This window comes from Butyrivibrio sp. MC2021, from assembly GCF_000621605.1.
GTDB lineage: Bacteria > Bacillota > Clostridia > Lachnospirales > Lachnospiraceae > Butyrivibrio.
Window position 1 is genome coordinate 187,451 of the sequence record NZ_JHXX01000002.1, and the last position, 20,152, is coordinate 207,602.

The 20,152-nt window shown below is 42.8% G+C and carries 20 protein-coding genes and 1 pseudogene; 17 read left to right on the plus strand and 4 right to left on the minus strand.

All coding sequences use genetic code 11. From position 1 onward, the window contains the following. Positions 1-129 precede the first annotated feature (129 nt). Positions 130-1,965: an AbiH family protein gene (locus T359_RS0106775; RefSeq protein WP_026516812.1), complete on the plus strand. Its 1,836-nt coding sequence runs from the start codon at positions 130-132 to the stop codon at positions 1,963-1,965. Positions 1,966-2,076: 111 nt separating this feature from the next. Here T359_RS0106775 and T359_RS0106780 read toward each other — a convergent pair whose 3' ends face one another. Continuing rightward, positions 2,077-2,613 carry a hypothetical protein gene (locus T359_RS0106780; RefSeq protein ID WP_026516813.1) on the minus strand — a complete coding sequence of 179 codons (537 nt, stop codon included), beginning with the start codon at positions 2,611-2,613 and terminating at the stop codon, positions 2,077-2,079. Between the two features lie 143 nt (positions 2,614-2,756). Here T359_RS0106780 and T359_RS0106785 point away from each other — a divergent pair, with 143 nt between their 5' ends. The 12 genes from T359_RS0106785 (at position 2,757) to T359_RS0106840 (ending at position 8,206) form a co-directional block, all read left to right on the plus strand. Further along, complete coding sequence (locus tag T359_RS0106785) at positions 2,757-3,245, plus strand: hypothetical protein (protein WP_026516814.1); 489 nt, start codon at positions 2,757-2,759, stop codon at positions 3,243-3,245. Between the two features lie 314 nt (positions 3,246-3,559). Continuing rightward, positions 3,560-3,790, plus strand: a complete 231-nt coding sequence (locus T359_RS0106790) for a hypothetical protein (RefSeq protein ID WP_026516815.1) — start codon at positions 3,560-3,562, stop codon at positions 3,788-3,790. 237 nt (positions 3,791-4,027) lie between these two features. Further along, positions 4,028-4,444, plus strand: coding sequence for a hypothetical protein (locus T359_RS0106795; RefSeq protein ID WP_026516816.1), 417 nt, complete (start codon positions 4,028-4,030; stop codon positions 4,442-4,444). Beyond that, positions 4,429-4,638 carry a hypothetical protein gene (locus T359_RS0106800; RefSeq protein ID WP_026516817.1) on the plus strand — a complete coding sequence of 70 codons (210 nt, stop codon included), beginning with the start codon at positions 4,429-4,431 and terminating at the stop codon, positions 4,636-4,638. Before T359_RS0106795 ends, T359_RS0106800 begins: the two co-directional genes overlap by 16 nt. A 39-nt stretch (positions 4,639-4,677) precedes the next feature. Beyond that, entirely contained in the window at positions 4,678-5,136 is a 459-nt protein-coding gene (locus T359_RS0106805) for a rhodanese-like domain-containing protein (RefSeq protein ID WP_026516818.1), read from the plus strand. A gap of 38 nt (positions 5,137-5,174) precedes the next feature. Further along, on the plus strand, positions 5,175-5,459 hold the full coding sequence (locus T359_RS0106810; protein WP_026516819.1) for a hypothetical protein: 285 nt from the start codon (positions 5,175-5,177) through the stop codon (positions 5,457-5,459). Between the two features lie 68 nt (positions 5,460-5,527). Further along, positions 5,528-6,088 (plus strand): NAD(P)H-dependent oxidoreductase, encoded by a 561-nt coding sequence (locus T359_RS0106815; protein WP_026516820.1) that lies wholly within the window; start codon positions 5,528-5,530, stop codon positions 6,086-6,088. Continuing rightward, positions 6,085-6,462, plus strand: a complete 378-nt coding sequence (locus T359_RS0106820) for a DUF1284 domain-containing protein (protein ID WP_026516821.1) — start codon at positions 6,085-6,087, stop codon at positions 6,460-6,462. The genes T359_RS0106815 and T359_RS0106820 overlap by 4 nt, the downstream gene beginning before the upstream one ends. Positions 6,463-6,482: 20 nt before the next feature. Beyond that, positions 6,483-7,049 (plus strand): rhomboid family intramembrane serine protease, encoded by a 567-nt coding sequence (locus T359_RS0106825; protein WP_026516822.1) that lies wholly within the window; start codon positions 6,483-6,485, stop codon positions 7,047-7,049. 27 nt (positions 7,050-7,076) lie between these two features. Next, positions 7,077-7,328: a GIY-YIG nuclease family protein gene (locus tag T359_RS0106830; protein ID WP_026516823.1), complete on the plus strand. Its 252-nt coding sequence runs from the start codon at positions 7,077-7,079 to the stop codon at positions 7,326-7,328. Positions 7,329-7,365: 37 nt separating this feature from the next. Next, positions 7,366-7,662: a hypothetical protein gene (locus T359_RS0106835; RefSeq protein ID WP_026516824.1), complete on the plus strand. Its 297-nt coding sequence runs from the start codon at positions 7,366-7,368 to the stop codon at positions 7,660-7,662. 22 nt (positions 7,663-7,684) lie between these two features. Continuing rightward, on the plus strand, positions 7,685-8,206 hold the full coding sequence (locus T359_RS0106840) for a DUF4256 domain-containing protein (protein ID WP_026516825.1): 522 nt from the start codon (positions 7,685-7,687) through the stop codon (positions 8,204-8,206). 23 nt (positions 8,207-8,229) lie between these two features. Here the strand turns inward: T359_RS0106840 and T359_RS21435 are convergent, their stop codons facing one another. Next, entirely contained in the window at positions 8,230-9,423 is a 1,194-nt protein-coding gene (locus T359_RS21435; RefSeq protein WP_051545058.1) for a helix-turn-helix domain-containing protein, read from the minus strand. A 121-nt stretch (positions 9,424-9,544) separates the two neighbouring features. Between T359_RS21435 and T359_RS0106850 the strand changes: the two genes are divergently transcribed. The 4 genes and pseudogenes from T359_RS0106850 to T359_RS23265 all read left to right on the plus strand — a co-directional run. Then, positions 9,545-10,951, plus strand: a complete 1,407-nt coding sequence (locus T359_RS0106850; RefSeq protein WP_026516826.1) for an MFS transporter — start codon at positions 9,545-9,547, stop codon at positions 10,949-10,951. A gap of 60 nt (positions 10,952-11,011) precedes the next feature. Beyond that, positions 11,012-13,444, plus strand: a complete 2,433-nt coding sequence (locus T359_RS0106855; RefSeq protein ID WP_026516827.1) for a beta-glucosidase — start codon at positions 11,012-11,014, stop codon at positions 13,442-13,444. Then, a complete protein-coding gene (locus T359_RS19610) occupies positions 13,441-16,278 on the plus strand; it encodes an alpha-L-rhamnosidase (protein WP_081795449.1) in 2,838 nt (945 codons plus the stop codon). Before T359_RS0106855 ends, T359_RS19610 begins: the two co-directional genes overlap by 4 nt. Before the next feature lie 216 nt (positions 16,279-16,494). Then, positions 16,495-16,758 (plus strand): annotated as a pseudogene (locus T359_RS23265) (RNA-splicing ligase RtcB); the annotation flags it as partial. A 192-nt stretch (positions 16,759-16,950) separates the two neighbouring features. On the opposite strand, the gene T359_RS0106870 reads toward T359_RS23265, so the two are convergent. Both T359_RS0106870 and T359_RS0106875 read right to left on the minus strand, forming a co-directional pair. Beyond that, complete coding sequence (locus T359_RS0106870; protein WP_026516829.1) at positions 16,951-18,345, minus strand: MATE family efflux transporter; 1,395 nt, start codon at positions 18,343-18,345, stop codon at positions 16,951-16,953. After that, positions 18,342-20,072, minus strand: a complete 1,731-nt coding sequence (locus T359_RS0106875) for an MATE family efflux transporter (RefSeq protein WP_081795451.1) — start codon at positions 20,070-20,072, stop codon at positions 18,342-18,344. Before T359_RS0106875 ends, T359_RS0106870 begins: the two co-directional genes overlap by 4 nt. Positions 20,073-20,152: the final 80 nt, after the last annotated feature.

Below are 20,152 nucleotides of genomic sequence, written 5' to 3' on the forward strand. Positions count from 1 at the left end.
CTTATCTTTATTGCTAATACGAACGAAAATGCTTTTATGGCAAAAGATTTTTGTTACAATGGAATAAGCGTATTCCTGGGAAGCAGGAGCTGGGGCTCTGATGCTGAAAAAAACTAATTGGGGGTAACTATGAAAATACTTATTGTTGGAAACGGATTTGATTTGGAACATAAATTGGGAACTCAGTACACTCAGTTTATGGACTTTGTAAAATGGATTACGACAAGAGAATATCCTATTCCAGAGGGCAAATGGAAAGATGATGCTGAGAAGCTCAAGAAATACAATATAGATACATATGAGAAACTTTCTTCATCAAATCCCCAAATAATAAAAGAATTTAATGAACTTATTAAGGACAATTTTTGGTTACATCATTTTGAAAAGGTTAGAGGAGAAAACAATAAAACATGGATTGACTTTGAAAGTGAAGTAGCTTCATTAATGAGGGTGATTGAGAAGTTCAGAGAAGCGTATCTTAATCGTGCTACATTCGAAAACGAAGCATTGGATAGTACAGATGAGGAACGATTTTTTTATTTATCAGTTATTTACGGATATGATATAAACACCGTATTTGCAAGGGAATTTGAGGGGAATACTATTGGTGGTAATAAAATAAGTAATGGAGCAAAAAAGTTTAATGGGAGTAGCTTTGATGGAAAGACATTTAATGATATAAGAGATCTTTTCTTGAAACATCTTAGAAAATTAGCACGTGCCCTTGAAATCTATTTTGTATATTGGATTGACCCGGCCCCTGTAGATATAATAAATCCGGCTATTATGAAAATTCATCCCAATAAGGTTATTTCATTTAACTATACTCATACGTTTGAAAAGGTTTATAGAAAAAATGATGTAGGGGTGGAGTATTGCTATATACACGGAGAAGCTAAGAAAAATTCTACATTTGAATCCAATGAAATGGTATTGGGTATTCATGATAATAGCGATAAAATCGGAGAATACGATTATTTAATTGGATTTAAGAAGTATTACCAGAAGCTGTTCTTTGGAACAGATACTACATATAAAAAATGGTTTAAAGAAATCGATGCCAATGATGATAAAAAACATGAAGTATTTATATTTGGTCATTCGTTAGATGTTACTGACAAAGAGATATTTGCTCCTTTACTAGACAATGAAAATGTTATAACAACTATTTATTGCAAAGATAAGAAAAAACGTGGGGAGCTTATTTCAAAAGTGATAGCGCTGATTGGTAAGGATAAAACTATCCAGAAAATGTATTCTGGGAAATTGATTTTTAAAGTGCAGCCCGCATCATTAGAAATAAAAGAAAGCGAATTAGAGGTAAAATCAGATATTTATGATCTGTATCGATTGGATGAATTAGAGTTTGATATTATTCAGGATTTACTGAAAAAAATTAGAGAGAAAATTACCGGAAGAGAGTTGAATTATTTTCATGCAACTAACTATGCTATAGACATTGGTGACGCTCTTGATAAATTTGAACTCCTCACAGATGACTTATTGGAAGGAATTAAGAAAATTATCTTTAGCACGATGAGTAGGGAGTCAAGAAATGAACCTTTTGATGTAATCGAGTGGTTCGATTTAGATGGTGGAGACAATCCCATTATCAGGCTCAAAACAGGTAAGCTTGTTGATTTTGCCAATTCATGTCTTACAGAGAAGAAAGAAAATTTAGCGGATAAGTATCCAAAGGAGAGCTTGGTGTGCAATAAGCAACAAAAAGAACCAAAAGATATGGATGAAAATGATTTTTGTGATGCTTTTAATCTTGCATACGAACAATTTGAGAAGTTGGGATTATTTGAACAGAATTACTTTGATTATTTTCAAGAATTGATAAGCTGTAATTATTCTGCTGCACATGAAGGGGTTAAACTATTAAAAGAGTTGTTAGTTTCAAAGGACAATGATTTTAAACAAATCTATATTGCTAAGTTAGAAAATTATTTTTATATGTAAAGAGTAAAATGAGTACAAAATATTTTTTTGAAGATTCTATGGAAGAATTGGATTTCAGTATCTTTTTGCTTATTAGCTTTAAACGATATTTGAATAATCCGGACGAAGCTTTTATTCTTCCGGCACAGCGAAGGCCTCTGCGTTGATCACCAGAGAACCGTCTTTGCCGCTTATACCTATGGTAAATGTCTTTATGTTCCCGTCTGAATCTTTATAGCAATAGCCGTTGAGCGACATATCTCCGGGAAAGTTTAAAGGAACGGCAATGGGAGCATCTTCCTTAAGTTCTGCAGAGCGAAACACCTCTGTGGGAATGAAGTCCGGATTGCCATTATCATCGATGTTGAGTTCCAGGGAAAACACCCTGAAGTCCTGTACGTTAACGTCTGTATGGAACAGGACAACTGTCTCATAATCTGCACTGTTAACTTCCATTGTCTCTGAAGCATCCACATAATCAGGATATAAGTTCTCCACATCAACAAGATAATCTGCAGATACGTTAGCGTTCTTCGTCGGCTCCGGGATGGAGACGGAAAGAGTACTATCCGCAGAACTATCCTCAGGTATATCTGTATTTTTTCCGCAGGCTGTTATACCGGCGCATAGGGTAACTACTGTGAATAGTAAAACTAATACTTTTTTCATAATGAGTTCCTCTTTTAGACAAAGTCTTTTTCCAAATTAGAGTATAGCATACCCCAATGCCAAGAAATAGGCACCAGCATGTGACAAAAGTAATATATTTTTTGATATAATATAATGCATGGGGATTCGAAGGAGGAGCACATATGCTAAGTAAACCAGGTAATGGCTGGAGCACATTTCAAATATGTGAAAAGTATTTTTATGATCTGAGCTTTCTTACTGATATATCTTTCGATTGGCTTGACCAGGCAATTCATGGAATGCGAACACTGAAACCTTTTGCTGTTCATGGCTTTTGTGAACCGGGGAGAATGGTGTGCATGGTGAGCTACCACGCTTGCTATGTTGTTTTTGAGAGGGATGATACAGGGAATAAGAACCGCGGGCATGAGGAGCTATATGATGTTGATCTTTCAATGATCGATTTTTGCAAGGCCCTCTATAACGACATTAAAACTTATTCTGAAGAGTGGGTATTATGGAATTATGGAGATCATATTGATGAGGAAGATGATGTCGATGAACGCGATTTGGCTGAGCGCAGGAACAAGCTCATGGAGAAGTTAAATGAGCTGGATGCGCTAATTCAGGAGAAGGAACAGTGCTGGGATTCGAGGCATTGCTTTTTCTGACAAATGAATACTTTTTTCCTAAGGTTTTTTCCAAGGTTACGAACCAAAACCAAAAGTTACGTTTCGTAACCTTTTCTATTGCCACAAATTCTTTTCCCAAATATAATGACCTCATCAGAGTCGACACTGATTAGGAGCAACTGCCATGGATGAAAAAGATAAGCAGATTTTGAATATGATCAGAAACGATGCTTTTGGGGATGATTTCTGAGCATGAGATCCTGTCTGGGTTTGAGCTATCCGAGTTATAGACCATGTCATTGGTTACCATGGAGTTAAGATGGCATAGGCGTCTATTTACGGGAGGATAGCGTATGTGCGATTTTTGTGAAGAACACGATGATTTATTTGAAAAACCGCTGTTTTATGAGAAGTTTAATCTGGGGATTGGCGGGGATGTTAATATTTGGATATATATTGATGCTGCGAAAAAGCAGATATGTATGCATCTGCTAAACGACAGCAATGGAAACACTTATGAGTACCATAGGGGATGCCGGTTTTGCCCGGTATGTGGTAAGGACTTTTTTGAAGTAAAAGAGTAATATTATTAGGCCTATGCCATCGCGGGAGGAGCATGGGGTTAGATAGAGGAGTTAATGAAATATTGAAGACCAAGAAAACATTGGTTTACTACCTAAAAAAATATAAAATTTAGGTAGTAAATTTTGTTTGGAGAAATATATGAGAAGATTTGATTATGGTTTTTTGCAAACAAGCATTCCTGCTAATATTGTGTCGTTATCTGCTATAATAGCGGATCTTCGCGCCAAAAGGCGATTGTGGAATCTGTAAAAGGTAGTAATGCAATTGAAGGTATCGTGACAACAGATGATAGGATCAGAGATATTGTAAATGGTGCTATTCCTGTTACGCATGATGAGAAGGAGATATCCGGATATAAAGAGGCTTTGAACCTTATTCATGCAAATCATGAGCATATACAACTGAAAGAGGATGTTATTAATTCGCTTCACAGGATGATGGAAGAAGAGGCGAATCCATCGGAAGCAGGAAGATATAAATCTCATGACAATATGATAATGGAGTACCTTCCTGATGGTACGAGACATATAAGATTTAAGCCTGTCTCAGCAGAAGAGACTTCCAAAGCCATGGAGCAACTTCTTTTAGCATATTATGCAGATTCTTTACATGTTACAAAGAGTTGGATGAAACCTTTATGGATATCACGCTAAAAAAAGCCAAGAAATCAGAACGTGTAGAGGCAGTTCTTTTAAATGCCATTGTTCCTATTTCAAAAGCTGATATTATGGACAAAGTTCCTGATATCAGTGTTAAGACAGTGGAGCTTGTTCTTAGCAAAATGTTAAAAGAAGACAAGATTGTCAAAATCGGATCCTATCGAGATGCCAGATATATGAAAAAATAAGAGTTATTTGAGGCGGATTAGGAGGAAAGGAAAAAGCATATGAGGAAAAGATTTTTTATTTTAGCAACTGTAATGCTTGTTTTGACGGTTGCTGGATGTGGAGCTAAAACTGAATCGGATGTAGAAATTATAGGTGGGGCTGATGGACCAACATCAATTTTTCTTGCATCTAAGAATAATAAGGATAGTTACACCCAGATTGATCAGGAAACAGCGAAGGTGATGATGGATCTTGACGATGGTCATGTTGTTGTGGATGTAAGAAGGCAGGATGAATTTGATGAAGGACACATTCCCGGAGCAATCTGCATCCCCAACGAGAGCATAATAGATTCAATGCCCTCGGAGCTTCCGGATCTGGACCAGATAATCCTTATCTATTGCAGAAGTGGCAGGCGTAGTAAAGAGGCTGCCCAGAAGCTTCATGATATGGGATATACTAATGTATATGAGTTCGGCGGAATCATAGATTGGACCGGAGAGGTTGTAACAGGGTAAGAGGACCGGAGAGTATCAGACGGAGGAGCGTATATAGCATGCATTCGAAGATTGTTCTTTGCTTAAGTGAAAAAGAGGATGAAGTTCTGGATAAACAGATAGCAATGCTCAAAGAGCGGAATCATGCGGAAGTGGTGAGACTTGGTGCTGATGAGGCGAGGGACTTCCTTGATTCCTGTGAGAGTGAGGTGCTGTTTATCAGTGATAATAAGGAACTCCTGGAAACAGCCGTAAATAAGGGCATTGCTACCAACGAACCTCAGAAGATGAGGGAATCCTACGCCAAGGCGATGGAAATGCTTAAAGCTCTTGGGATGACATAGAGATTTTTGAAAATTGGATATATGGCTCAATTTTCGCACGAGTATTTAAGGCATGGGAGGAAAAATGAATGGTTTTATATGTAAATGCGTGCGCCAGAACAGATTCAAGAACAAATCGAATAGCATCAGAATTTCTGGAAAAGATTGATGGAGAGATTAAAGAAGTAAAACTGTCTGAAGTCAGTTTCCCTGACACCAGTGAGGAATTTCTTAGGAAAAGAGACGGCTTCATAGCAGCGAATAATTTCGAAGATCCGTATTTTGACCTGGCAAAGCAGTTTGCCCAAGCGGACACTATAGTTATTGCCGCGCCTTATTGGGATTTATCTTTTCCTGCAGTGTTAAAGCAGTATATTGAACATATTAATGTTCTGGGAATAACTTTTGAGTATTCTCCGCAGGGTACACCCATTGCCTTATGCAAGGCCAAAAAGCTGTATTACATAATGACTGCCGGAGGTGCCTATGTGCCGGAAGAATTCGGTTTCGGATACATAAAGGCTCTTGCGCAGAACTTCTATGGCATAAAGGATGTGGAGCTGATCAAGGCAACCGGTCTTGATATACAGGGAAATGATCCTGATGAGATAGTGCAGAACTGTATTAATATGCTGCCGGAGGTGCTATGAGCAGAGTGTTACGACCACATCATGGAATGTGCTTTCAGTTCTATGAAGGCAAAGGCTACAGTGAAGACTTTACTGATCATATGGGGCGGATAATCAGGGAGATGGAAGCTGACCCGTCTCAGATCATCAAACTGCAGGTGGAGACGGATATTGTCTGTGAGAACTGCCCCAACAATATGGCAGGAGAGTGCTCTACAGCTGATAAAGTAAAAAGATATGACGAAGAAGTCCTGAGGGCCTGCGGCTTGGCTGAGGGCGATGAGATCTCTTTTGCCGAGTTCACAGACCTTGTGAGGGACAAAATCATCGACGCCGGAATCAGAAGTGATATATGCGGAGACTGCAGCTGGGACTATATCTGCAGAGAAAAGTGAAAAGGAGTAAAATAAAAAACATGAAAAAACTTAAGATAACTTTCAATTCTCCCGTAGTACTGGGATTTATATTTGTTAGTCTGGCAGTTCTTTTGCTGGGATTTGCCACTCTGGGCAAGAGCAACGAGCTGCTGTTTGTGACTTATCATTCGGCGCTGACCAATCCTTTGACTTACGTGAGATTTTTTACCCATGTTCTGGGACACAGCGGCTGGGAGCACTACATCAGCAATGCTTCATATATTCTTTTGCTGGGACCGATGCTTGAGGAAAAATACGGATCCAAGAGAATCCTGCAGGTGATGGTGATAACTGCCCTGGTTACTGGACTTATGAATTATATTCTTTTCCCGAATGTGGCTCTCTGCGGGGCCAGCGGCGTAGTATTTGCGTTCATTCTGCTGACTTCTTTTACGAGTTTTAAAAATGGGGAGATTCCGCTGACTTTTATCCTGGTGGCAGTGGTGTTCCTGGGGCAGCAGGTGTATGAGGGCGTGTTCCTTAAGGACAATATTTCCAATCTGTCCCATGTGGTGGGCGGAATTATTGGCTCATTTGTTGGATATAAGCTTAACAAGAAGCAGTGATGCGCAGAGGTTACTGGAGTTTTTGTCATGAATTACACTTACATTGTTGAATGTGCGGATGGCACCCTATACTGCGGTTGGACTAACGATCTGAAAAAGCGCATAGCTGACCATAACGCAGGGAAGGGTGCCAAGTATACAAAGCCTCGGCTTCCGGTAAAGCTCGTATACTCGGAGACTTTTGATACCAAGGAAGAGGCCATGAGCCGTGAATGGCACATTAAGCATCTCTCCCGTGCCAAGAAGCAGGAACTGATAGGTAGGGGACTTGTGAAATAACTGTAGAATAAATAGAAAACAACGAGGCTTATTTGTAATGGATAATCGTATTGAGTGGGCAAGAAAACGTGATGAATTGGTGTCAGCCATAGAGCAGCTTGGATTCCCCGGGGAGCTGGGGGTGCAGATCGCGGGGCAGCTTGGGAGCCCAAAGGCCATGGACCGAATGCTGGCATATCTCTATAACGTGAAGCCCGGGACCGCGGAACTGATCGTGGACGAGATGCTGGCCATCTGCAGCGATATAGATAGCTGGCACAATAAGAAAGCCGCAGAAGAAGCTAATGCCAAGTATAATGAGCTCCTGTATTACGGATTGGGCACGGAGGACTGAAGAATATTTGGAGGGGTAAACCATGTTAGAAATATTAAAAGCGAGGTTTCAGGATAATAAGAATCTTCATATGGAACTGAGTTGGCTTGACGTGGAGAAACGTTTGCTTGAGCATCCGGGCTCCATGGATGTTTTGAGAAGGATGGAGGAGAGCGGAGGAGAACCGGATACCATCGGCTATGACGAAAAGACGGGAAAGCTAATTTTCTGCGACTGCGCAAAGGAGTCCCCTTCCGGGCGCAGAAGCCTGTGCTATGACGAAAAGGCATTACAGGGGCGTGCTAAAAACCCGCCGTCAGGCAGCGCCGAATGGAAAGCAAAAGAAATCGGCGTTTTGATCATGACGGAGGAACTCTATCGCCGACTGCAAAGTCTCGGGGAATTTGATTTGAAAACGTCAAGTTGGATCACTACGCCGGATGATATTCGCGACAAGGGCGGTGCATTGTTCTGCGAACGACGTTACGGAAGGGTTTTCACATACCATAACGGGGCGGATTCGTACTATTCCGTGCGCGGGTTCAGAGGCTATACGCTTATATAAGTCTAAAGTGGTAAGGTGACTGCTTAGCATATGCTCTTTCTATACTCCTTGGGTGTCATCCCATATTTCTTTTTAAAAACATTCTGGAAATAACTCTGGGAAGAAAAACACAGATATTCACTGATCTCACTTATGGAGCGATCAGAGTAGTGGAGGAGGCTTCTGGCTTCCTCCAGTTTTTTTCTCATGATAAAAGAGCTGATGTTAAAGCCCAGTTCTCTCTTGAATTTCTTGGAGAGGGTGCTTCGCTCCATGCCAAGGTGATCAGCAATCTCTTCTACGGAGATGTCCTGATTGACGTGATTGGAGATATATTCGATGGCCCTGTAGATATCAATGGGCATTCCGGAAGGAATCTTTGCTTCCGAAACTCTCTTGGTAAAGTCCATAGCTGCCGTGGCATTAAGGAATGTGATGGCCGCAGAGTCCGTCATCTTTTCCACCTCCTGGATATAGGAGTCGGAGAGAAGATACGCTGTTTCCACATCCAGTCCGCCTTCAACAGCTTTTCTGGTGATGATGGCGATGGAGCTGATAAAGATGTTCTTGGCCTGGCGCAGTGAGTCACCCGCCACTTTTCCTTCAGTCATCCTTGGCGCATTTTTGAAGAATGCTTTGAGGCCTTCCACGTCACCTCGCTGAATGTATCCGTAGTATTCCTTCTCAAAGAGATACGTATTGTGGAAACGCTCATTTTCCTTGATATCCACAAGTTCTCTTGTATGCTTTCGCCCAATAGCTTGCTCTTTTCCCTGATCAAATACGTTGAACTTGGAGATAATGTCTATGGTCTCGCCATTCAGTTCCCTGTTGATCAGGGCAAGGATATTGAAAAACTGAGAGTTTGAAAACAGAGGAGTCTTGCGATAGAACTCCTCTATTCCCAGCTTGTATTCCACAGGCAGAGAGTACTCTTTTATCATGTGATCGATGATGTCAGAGGTTATTGTGACATTGCTTACAGGTCCTACGATTATGGTTTCACCGGTGTTAAAGTTCTGTATTATTCCTAAAAAGAGAAAGTCTTCTGTGGATCTGAAACTGACATTCTCGTTACTTTCTGTAAGAAGCCCCTTATATGCAGAGATAAAGTCCACCGGCAGCTCATTTGCAGGGAATGCCATAATAAGCTCGTCTTTCCTGAAGTAGTGGACAGGAATATATACCGCGTTGTATAGAAGATTTAGGAAGTCTTCGATTTTTCTTTTTCCAGCCATTATAATTCACCTAATTATAAATAAATTCACGTGCTTGCAATAATATTATCTTCAGATACACTACAATGTCAATAAAGAAAGAGATGCACTGTGTGTGATATTTAGAGGAGGATACAAAGAAATGGCAAAGAAACCACTTGGACTCGATAAATCCGGTGTCCAGAAAGTAATGAGAAAGGGAGATTATTTTGCGGACTCTTTGGGACAGTTCGCCCTTAATTCAATGTCAGGTCTTGTCGGACAGCTGACATACTTCTACACAGATAAGGCTGCGGTGGCTGCGGGAGCTGTTGCAACAGTGTTCTTTATCTGTAAGATCATTGACGCGTTCACAGATGTGATCATGGGAAACATTGTTGACCATACTAAGCCCGGAAAAGAGAAATACAGACCATGGCTTTTAAAGATGGCTATTCCGGCTCTGGTAATACTAATCATGCTCTTTACGGTGCCACAGGGTGTTTCGGATTATGTTAAGATAGCTTATATGTTCGTTACGAACATCCTTTTAACTGCAGTTATCTATACAGCAATCGCTATTCCATACGGTTCGCTTCTGGTTGTGAGGACAAACAGCCAGGAAGAGCGAGGCAACATGGGAATCTGGCGTGCAGCAGCCGGCTATGTTTCAGGAATGGTAATTGCTATCGGAATCATTCCTATCACTAACATGCTTGGCGGTGATCAGGCAGCCTGGATCAAGTTTGGGGTTGGCTTTGGACTGATGGTAGTTCTTGCACTTCTTATCTGTTACAAGAAGGCAAGAGAGTGCGCTGTTGAGACCGGAAAAGAAGCACTTCCTGCAGATCAGCAGGATGATGAAGAGCCGGTTCCGTTTAAGGAAGCTTTAGGAAACCTTTTCCGCAATAAGTACTGGGTAATGATCCTTATCATGGGTGTTATGTCAAATATCTCTTATGGTATAGGCGGATCTTCAGGAGCTTATTATTGCAAGCTTATCTACGACGACGACAACCTGACCGGTATTCTCGGTGCAGTTGGTCTTTTGCCTACACTGATCGGATTTATCGCTGTTGGTCCTATGATCAAGAAGCTTGGCGTAACCAGAACGCTTAAGGTTTCATTCTTTATCGGCATGGTTACTACAGCACTTCGTATCATAAATCCATCAGCCTTCTGGTACAACACAATTCTTGGATGCTTTGCAACATTTGCTAACATCCCTATGATGTGCCTTATGGGTGTTATGACTGCCATGACAATCGATTACAATGAGTATAAATTCGGTAAGAAGATGGTTGGTACAAGTAATGCAGCAAGTGGATTTGACGGAAAAGTCGGTTCCGGTCTCGGGGCGTCACTTGTAGGCTGGTGCCTGGCAGTTGCAAGCTACGATGGCCTTGCAGAGGTTACTACACCTGCAGTAAGACAGGCAGTATATACCTTTGGTATCTACATTCCACTTTTACTGTTTGTGGTAATGTTCATACTTACTCTTCGTTTTGACCTTGAGGCTAAGCTTCCTTCAATGAGAGAAGAGATCGCGAAAAGAAAAGCTAATAAGTGATAAGGAAATTTGAGGCGGTGAAATTCCGCCTCAAAAACCATTTATGGAAGAGGTGTAAATATGCAGCAGTATGAAACTGATCATTTAAATCTGGTACTGGATAACGCAGCCGAGTGCACTGTGCTTCTTAAAAAGAACGGGAAATTTCCTATAGAGAAGCCCTGCAAAATAGCAGCTTACGGCTCAGGTATGCGCTATACGATCATGGGTGGAACCGGGTCAGGAGAAGTCAATACCAGATTTTCATATACGATTGAAAAAGGTTTGGAAAAAGAGGGCTTTGAGATCACCACAAAGAAGTGGCTTGATGAGTATGACGAGGTAAGGAAAACCGCCAGGAAAGAGTACTATAAGACTCTTAAGAAGGAAGCCAAAAAGAAGCATGAAAACCCCATCATGTATCTAATGGGAAAAGAGCTTTTGGAGCCCTGCCACGGACTGGCTCTTGATGCTGAAGGCGGTGATGTGTGCATCTATGTTCTTTCAAGAAACTCCGGAGAGGGGAGCGACAGGAAGGTCGTAGAAGGCGATGTAAAACTCACAAGATCAGAAGTGAGGGACATCATTGCTTTAAATAAGAAATATGACAGATTCATGCTGGTTCTTAATGTTGGAGGACCGGTGGATCTAACACCGGTTATGGAAGTTGGAAACATTCTCATTTTGTCACAGCTTTGCTCTGACATGGGAAAAGTGCTCTCCGACATTCTTACAGGCAAACAGAATCCTTCAGGGAAGCTCTCCACAACCTGGGCAGCTTTTGAGGAGTACTCAGCTGAGGGCACATTTGGCGATTTCAATGACAATGAATACAAAGAAGGCATTTACGTGGGCTACAGGTATTTTGATACCTTTGGGCATAAGGCTCTTTTCCCGTTTGGCTTTGGACTTTCTTATACAGACTTTGATATCAGCTTTAAGGACGCAGAGGCGAAAGGCAGCGTAGTCACCCTCAAAGCTGTTGTAAAGAATACAGGATCTGCCGCAGGAAAAGAGGTTGTTCAGGCCTATGTGACACTCCCAGAAGGGGAACTTCCCAAGGCATATCAGGAACTGGCAGGCTTTGCAAAAACAGGTCTTCTTGCACCGGGTAAAGAGGAAGAGATTGTGATTTCTTTTGACCTTAAAGACCTTTCTTCTTATGACGAGAAGAGCGCCTCATACATTCTTGAAAAGGGTGAATATATCGTAAGAGTCGGAAACAGCAGCGCAGATACTGAGGTCATATGTGTGGCAGGCCTTGATGAGAAAGTTACTGTTCTTAAGACAAAGAATTGCCTTGGCGATCCTGGATTTAAAGATATTACAGCGCCTTCCTTTGACAGGGGGAATGTTCCTGCTAAGGCTAAGAGAATCCTTATTGATGCAAAAGACTTCTCCTGCGGCGAAGTTTCTTTTGACAGAGAATATGAGATTGATGATAAGGTAAAAGAACTTTCGGATGAGGAACTGTGTTTTTTGGAAATCGGTGGATTTGACCCAAATGCCAAGGGCCTTTCAATAATCGGGAATGCTGCAACTCATGTGGCAGGAGCAGCAGGTGAGACTACTTCTTTGCTTGAAAACAAAGGCATTAAGCCACTTATCATGGCCGATGGACCTGCGGGACTCAGGCTTTCCCTTGAGTACTACGAGGATGAAAAGGGTGCTCACGGCGCAGGCGGAGCAGGGATGATTCCCGAGAGCATGCAGGAAGCCATGGGCCCGGTGGCCAGATTCATAGCAAATCTTTTAACCGGCGGAAACAAAACCCCAAAGGGAGTGACTATAAAGGAACACGCTGCAACCAGGATACCCATCGGCACAGCCATCGCACAGAGCTTCAATGTGGAGCTTGCTGAGAGCCTAGGCGATATTGTCGGAGATGAGATGGAGCGTATGGGAATCAATCTGTGGCTTGCTCCTGCGCTCAACATCCACAGGAGCATCCTTTGCGGAAGGAACTTTGAGTACTATTCAGAGGATCCGCTTGTATCGGGACTTATGGCGGCGGCCATCACCAGAGGAGTTCAAAGGCACAAGGGCTGTGGCACAACCATCAAGCATTACGCAGCCAACAACGCTGAGACTAACCGTTACTGCAACAACTCCCATGTGAGTGAGAGAGCTATGCGAGAGATATATCTCCGCGGTTTTGGAATCTGTGTAAGGCTTTCACAGCCTCACGCTTTGATGACCAGTTATAACCTCTTAAATGGCACACATACAGCCGAGCACAGAGGGTTAATAGAAGATATTCTTCGCTGTGAGTTCGGCTTTGATGGAATAGTTATGACCGACTGGGTGATGAGCATGATGGACAGCAAGAACTCCATCTACAGAAACTCATTGTCAAATGAAGTGGCAAAGGCCGGTGGTGACCTGTTTATGCCCGGTGGCAAGAAGGACTATGAGAATGTTTTAAATGCGCTTAAAGCCGGAACTCTTGACAGAAAGCAGCTTGAGATAAACGCAACCAGAGTAGTCAGGATGGTGAGAGGATTAATCTTATGAATTTGTATGATCTTAGAATAGAATATGACAAAGCTCCTTTCGGACTTTCAGTAAAAAATCCAAGGTTTTCCTGGAAACTTAAGTCCGGCAGGACCGATACCATGCAGAAGAACTATCGCATTGTTGTCACTGAATCTGATAGCGGAAACACTGTCTGGGACAGCAAGGTGATAGAGTCAGATGCGTCAATACATGTGGAGTATGCGGGAGATGCTCTTTTAGATGAGACGGCATACAGTGTTCACGTGGAAGCCTGCGACAATCATGATGAAAAAAGCGAGATTGAAGGCGGTTTCGTTACCGGTATATTTGATCCTGCAAGCTTTCAGGCGCGCATGATCACCCACGACTTGTCAGGGGATAACAAGAGCTGTCCTGTGTTCTACAGTTCTTTTGCTACCAGGAAAAAGGTTAAAAGAGCTGTTGCCTACGTCACAAGCTACGGCGTTTATGAGATGAGCGTAAACGGAAAGACTGCAGGAGACCTGAGAATGGCTCCCGGGTGGACCAGCTACAAAAACAGGCTTCAGTATCAGATCTATGATATTACTGAGCTTATTGATAAAAGAAACTTCGTTGAGATCACAGTTGGAAACGGATGGTATAAGGGCATCCTTGGATTCACTCTAAAGCCCAATAATTATGGTGACAGGGTTGCTGCTTTTGCTGAGATTCACGTTTTCTATGAGGATGGAAGCTGCGACAAGATCTTTACTGATGAGAACTGGGGCGTAAGAGAAGGGCAGATTCTATCAAGTGAGATCTATATGGGAGAGTCGGTAGATACCACAAAAGCTGATTTTGCAGAGGGTAAGGTATCAGTAACGGAGTTCGATCCAAAGACCCTTGTTGCCCAGGAAAATGAGCCTGTCAGGGTAACAAAGAGGCTTAAACCCGTAAAGTTATTTACAGATCCCGAAGGCAATAAGCTTGTGGATTTCGGGCAAAACCTTACAGGTGTTGTTGAGCTTAATATAAAGGGCAAAAAAGGGCAGAAGGTAACAGTTAAGCATGCTGAGACCCTGGATAAGAACGGAGTCTTTTATCCTGAAACTTTGCGAAAAGCCGTGTCCATAGATGCGTTTGTGCTTAATGGAGAGAGGCAGGTTCTTTCTCCTAAATTCACTTTCCATGGCTTCAGGTATGCGAAGATCGAAGGCATTGAGGATCTCACAGAGGACATGTTCACAGCTCTGGTGATCCACTCTGATATGGAAGAGATCGGAGATTTTGAGTGCTCAAATAAGAAGGTCAATCAGCTCTATAGCAATGTGACCTGGAGCTTTAGGGATAACTTCCTTGATGTTCCGACAGATTGCCCTCAGAGGGACGAAAGGCTCGGCTGGATGGGAGATGCCCAGGTTTTTTGTTGGACTGCTTCAGAGATCAGAAACACAGCCAGGTTCTACAGCAAATGGATGAAGGATATTGGTGCCGAGTCATCTCTTGAAAAGGGTGTGCCTCATGTGGTTCCGGATATACTGGGCTCCTACAGTTCGTCAGCCTGGTCGGATGCAGCTGTTATCATTCCATGGGCTGTTTATCAGACCTATGGCGATACAAGGATTCTTTCAGATTCCTGGCAGTGCATGCATGAATGGGTTGATCATATAAGGAATCACTGCGGCGATAACGGCCTTTGGCAGACCGGCTTTCAGTACGGTGACTGGCTTGCGCTGGATAAGGAGGAGATGGCTGACAGGACCGGTGCGACAGACAAGTATCTTATAGCAAATGCTTACTATCTGTATGTGACCGATATTGTGAGAAAGACAGCCAAAGTTCTCGGACATTCCGATGCCGAAAAGAGATACTCTAAGCTTTATGAAAAGACCCTTGAAGCCTTCAGGAGTGAGTATTATACCTCGACAGGACGTATCGTAAGTGAGACACAGACCGGGGCAGTGATATCTCTTTTCTTCGGACTGGCAAGAGAAAAGGACAGAAAGCGAATCCTTGATGCTTTGGTTGAAAATATAGCTGCACACAAGAATCACCTGGTGACAGGTTTTGTAGGAACTCCATACCTTTGCCATGTGCTTTCCGAGAACGGTGCTCATGATCTGGCAACAGTTCTTTTTATGCGTGAGGACTATCCTTCATGGCTCTATGCCGTAAATAAGGGGGCAACAACGATTTGGGAGAGATGGAATTCCATCACACCGGAGGGTGACTTTGATGTGTCCGGAATGAACTCTCTTAATCACTATGCCTATGGTTCAATCGCAGACTGGATGTTCAGGAAGATAAGTGGAATCGAGCAGCTTGAGCCCGGATACAAGAGATTCAGGGTAAAGCCGATGCTGGTGAAGGGCATTTATTCTTTCGACAGGTCTTTTGAAACCATGTACGGAACCATAGAGAGTCATGTGAGCTGCAAAGATAGAAGGATAAAGGTTAAGGTTGTTGTTCCGGTTAATACTACGGCTGAGTTGACCCTTCCTGAGCAGACTGAGACTAAGGTGCTTGGTTCCGGAACCTATGAGTTCGACTATGCTACTGATACGGATCTGACTGTGGAGAGATACAGCATGGAGAGCACTCTTGGCGAGATATTACAGAATCAGCTTGCAAAGGACATGTTTGAACAGTTTGCTCCGGGAATGCTGGATAATCCCATGATCGGATATGCCATGGGCATGACTCTTACGGAGATGCTGGTTCAGGCTCCTGAAGCAAAGCCTATGTATGAAGCTGTAATAGCAGCTCTTAATGTGCAGGAAAAAGCAAATAACCAGGGCGGCGTTAAGCAGAGCGCCTATCAGATCGTCACTGATAACTGGGACAGCGGGAAGGTTGAAACATCTTCTATGCACGCGTTTTATCCAAAATAGCTTGCAGACAGGGAGAGGGTTAATTGGAAGATCAGGCCCTTTGATGAAAACGGTGAATATAAGACAACCTTTGTGGTTTTTGGATTCAGGTATGCCAGATTCATGGAAAAGAGATGTGGAAAGAGCTCAAAGATTTTTGGAGAAAAGATAAAACTTTCAGAAGAGAATGCGAAGTACCTGGTAAATGCAGGCCAGAGTTATGGTGAATGGGCTGAGCCTGAGGATCTTTGCTATTTAACAGGAACATATCTGGAGGACTACCTTCACGATGTCGAGATCTGCCAGCGTTTTGCCAAGAGAAACCGCGAGAAAATGGCAGAGATTTTATTAGAGAAGACAGGTCTTACAGCCGGTGAGTCTTTTCACACTGTTCATAACTATATAGACACTGATGGGATGATCCTGCGAAAAGGCTCTATTGCAGCCCATGAGGGCGAGAAGGTCCTGATTCCCATCAACATGAGGGATGGCTGCCTTATCTTCGAGTGCCTCGGCCACAACTGCGGTGATGATGAAATTGATATGGCTGTAAGCGACAATCTCGCCCTGGTAATTGATTCCATTACATTTAACAATTAAAAATACTCATAATAATGAAGTCCACGGTTCGTGCCGTGGACTTTTTCGTGCGTTTTTCGAGACATATTCCCTTAAAGTACGACTACAAGGACTTCAACCTTCTTCTATTTTAAGCACCTCTTTGTCAAATCCCAGATCTGCAAAACTTCTTGGGAAGTGTCCGCAGCTTTTCCAAACCAGGATCAGGTTAAAGAGCAGCAGGAGTATCTCAGCTATTGGCTGCGCAATCCAGATGCCGTCAACGCCAATGGCGTATCCGAGGGCAACCATAAAAAATGCATAGAGCATTACCTCCAGCAGATAGTTGAGATGGGCATATTTTAGTAGCCCGATAGTCTCGTACAAACTACTGAACATACTTGTTAACAGGTAAAAGATAAAGTTGAAAGCGTAAATTATCAGGATTTTCAGGGCAATATAGAAAACCTCCTGACTTTCACCCGCTTCAATGAATAAGTTCAAAATAGGCCACGCTGTGACCATAAAGATAATTCCGCCACCTATAGCGATTTTTAAGACGCTTTTCGCAACAGTACTGATGTAAGTGCGATATTTTTCCCTATCCCGGCTTCCATAGGCCGATCCGATCGTAACAAGAACCGCGTAAAATAAAGCCGTCATAACAAGTTCACCAAATTCTGCGCCATCACTTAAGGTTACAGCAGCCAGGGCATCCTTATTGCCGATGTGAATAACAAGACTATTGCGCAGAGCCGCGGACAGTATGTAATAACTCCAGCAAAGCATCTCTGGAAGACCTGTTCTAAGCGATTCTTTCACGCCACTAATCTGGAACATAGGACGAATATGGTAAAACATGGAATCGGGGTCTTTATGGCTTATACGAAGGTATAGCAGGATAAGGAAATCAGATATTGCAAGGCTGAGGGCATAACCACCCCAGATACCTGCCATGGTTGGCATTATACTTGAAGTAACACCTGTTATTATAATTTGAAGAGCTATAGAAAAGATGCCGAGAAAGGCAGCATTTTTCCTATTTTCATTAAAAATCAGATTCGTAAGCAGGATTATGAGTACCCCTAAGAAAGGACCGCACAGAGTACTCACAAGAAGAGCCTGGGTACTTGCGTCTCTCAAATGAGCGTATTCGCCTTCAGCTCCCAGTGCGGTGATTAGCGGATAGTGGAAGATCCAGCAAATAAGCGTAAAGGATAGCATAATAAAGAAACACCAGGTAAGGCCTGTGCATAAGTGCACACGGGCTTTTTCGATGTCTTTTTTACTGAGGTCTCTTGCACAGATGGCCTGTACTCCGGCAACGGGGCATGCTATCAACGCCATGATTACAGTGATGAGTGGATAGGCAATTCCAAAAGCCGCCAGTCCATCGCTGCCAAGATGTTGGGAGATAAAATAATCCAGCATCATTTCCTGCAAAGATTGGACGATATCTGCCACCAGCATAAATCTTACGGCTTTATAGAAGATTTTTTTGATTGGTTTTTCCTTATTAGTTAATGTCATGATCGTCCTTTCTGCTTTATTTCAAATACATTTCGGTTGTAACTAAGACTCAGGAAATGCATTTTTCTGGCAGAGATGTTTTCAGCAAGATTTGAGATTACGTAGCTTCGCAGCGAATCGACCTTCATATCGCTATTTGTCAGATCAAATATAATTCCATCATCCTTGATGATGACTTTTAGACTATCGCCCAGGAGAATAGAGCATTCCGCAAGAACCTGCTTTTTCGGGTTGTTCTCGCTTATCATCATTAGGGTCTCTTCTACCAGCAGCATTACTTTGTTTACGGTTTCCTTTGAACAACCGCTCTGCTCCAGGTCTTTTCCTATGCTATCCCTCACAGATATAACGTTTTCAGGGGTGATTGCAAGTTCGTAAAAGAGTGATCTTCTGGAGTTTTCTTTATCGGCAATAAACAAAGGATAGTTTTCCTTGCCGTAGCGTCTTTTTACATATCGCACAGAAATTACATAGCTGATGGGCTGAGCCAGCATCAGGCAAATTCCCATGCCGTTTATACCGCCTATCCATGTACCAAGGACTGCCAGGGGCAGGGAAATAACCAGATCTCTAAGGGCACAGATAAGCACTCCCAGAGGGATTTTGTCCACGACTATGTAGTAGGAGGAGTCCAGATACAGGCGGCAGGTGAATATCATGCTAAGAGACAGAAAACGCAGCTCCATAGTAGCGATGCGGATGTATTGAGGATCTGTGACGCCAATGATCTGAACGATGTAAGGTGCAAATATCAGGATAAGTCCTGTTACCAGGGCGCTTTCTATACGTTCAGTTCTTTTGGCATGATGCCAGATTTCGTGAACGCCGCCGTAGGTCTCTTCTCCAAGATAAAGGCTAATGAGAGGGGTTATGGCTGCGCCAATTCCGTCAAAAAGAATCTGAAGTTCTTTTACCAGAATGATCACAGAAGCTACGAAGATCATGTCTGAACCAAAGAAATACACCACCAGGCGGTTACAGGCAAAGGTAAATATAGCGATGAACAGGTAGGTGCTGGAGTCTACAATGCTGTATTTGACTATGTTTCTCACTATGTCTGGAGAGTAATAGAGATTAAGACGCAGGGAATTATTCTTTTTACAAAAATGGATAAAAAGAGTCAGGAAGGCTGCGATAACACTTAGAAAAGAAGCTAGTCCCAGTCCCTCTATGCCCATAATGCGGCACAGGATAATGGATAAAATGATATTGCCAACACCGGAAATAAGATCGGCTACGGCGCTTACGGTTTCGTCTCCGTCGGAGTAGACCATGCCTGAAAGCAGGGAATTAACGGGGGTCAGCATAATGACAAATCTGATCCACTTAAGATATCCCTTGGCCATTTCGTATATTTCAGGACTTGCGCCATAAAAACGAAGATAGGAATCTCCAAAAAGCAGCAGTAGCAGCAGTAAAATTCCGCCGATGACTATGGTGCTTAAAAGACCTGTACCAAAGGTCCTGTCTGCTTCTTCCTTCTGGAAGGCGCCTACGTGGTGGTTATACAGAATTGGTGCTCCCAGTGAAAACATAAGTGCAAAGAAACTGGACAGGGAATAAATAGGCATGACAAGGTTAACGCCGGCTACTCCAGCCTCTCCAAGCATCAGTCCGGCGATAAAGGTATCTGCCATAAGTACCGCAGTTACCAGCAGAGAGGTTAAGGTGCCTCCTGCCAGCATCGTGTAATATTTTGATGAGATGAAAGTCTTGTTACGTCGCATATATTTATTATACCACGAAGATGGTACCGCTATTGCGTTACATTTTTCGTGCGTGGAACGACATTGGTACCAGGTACCAG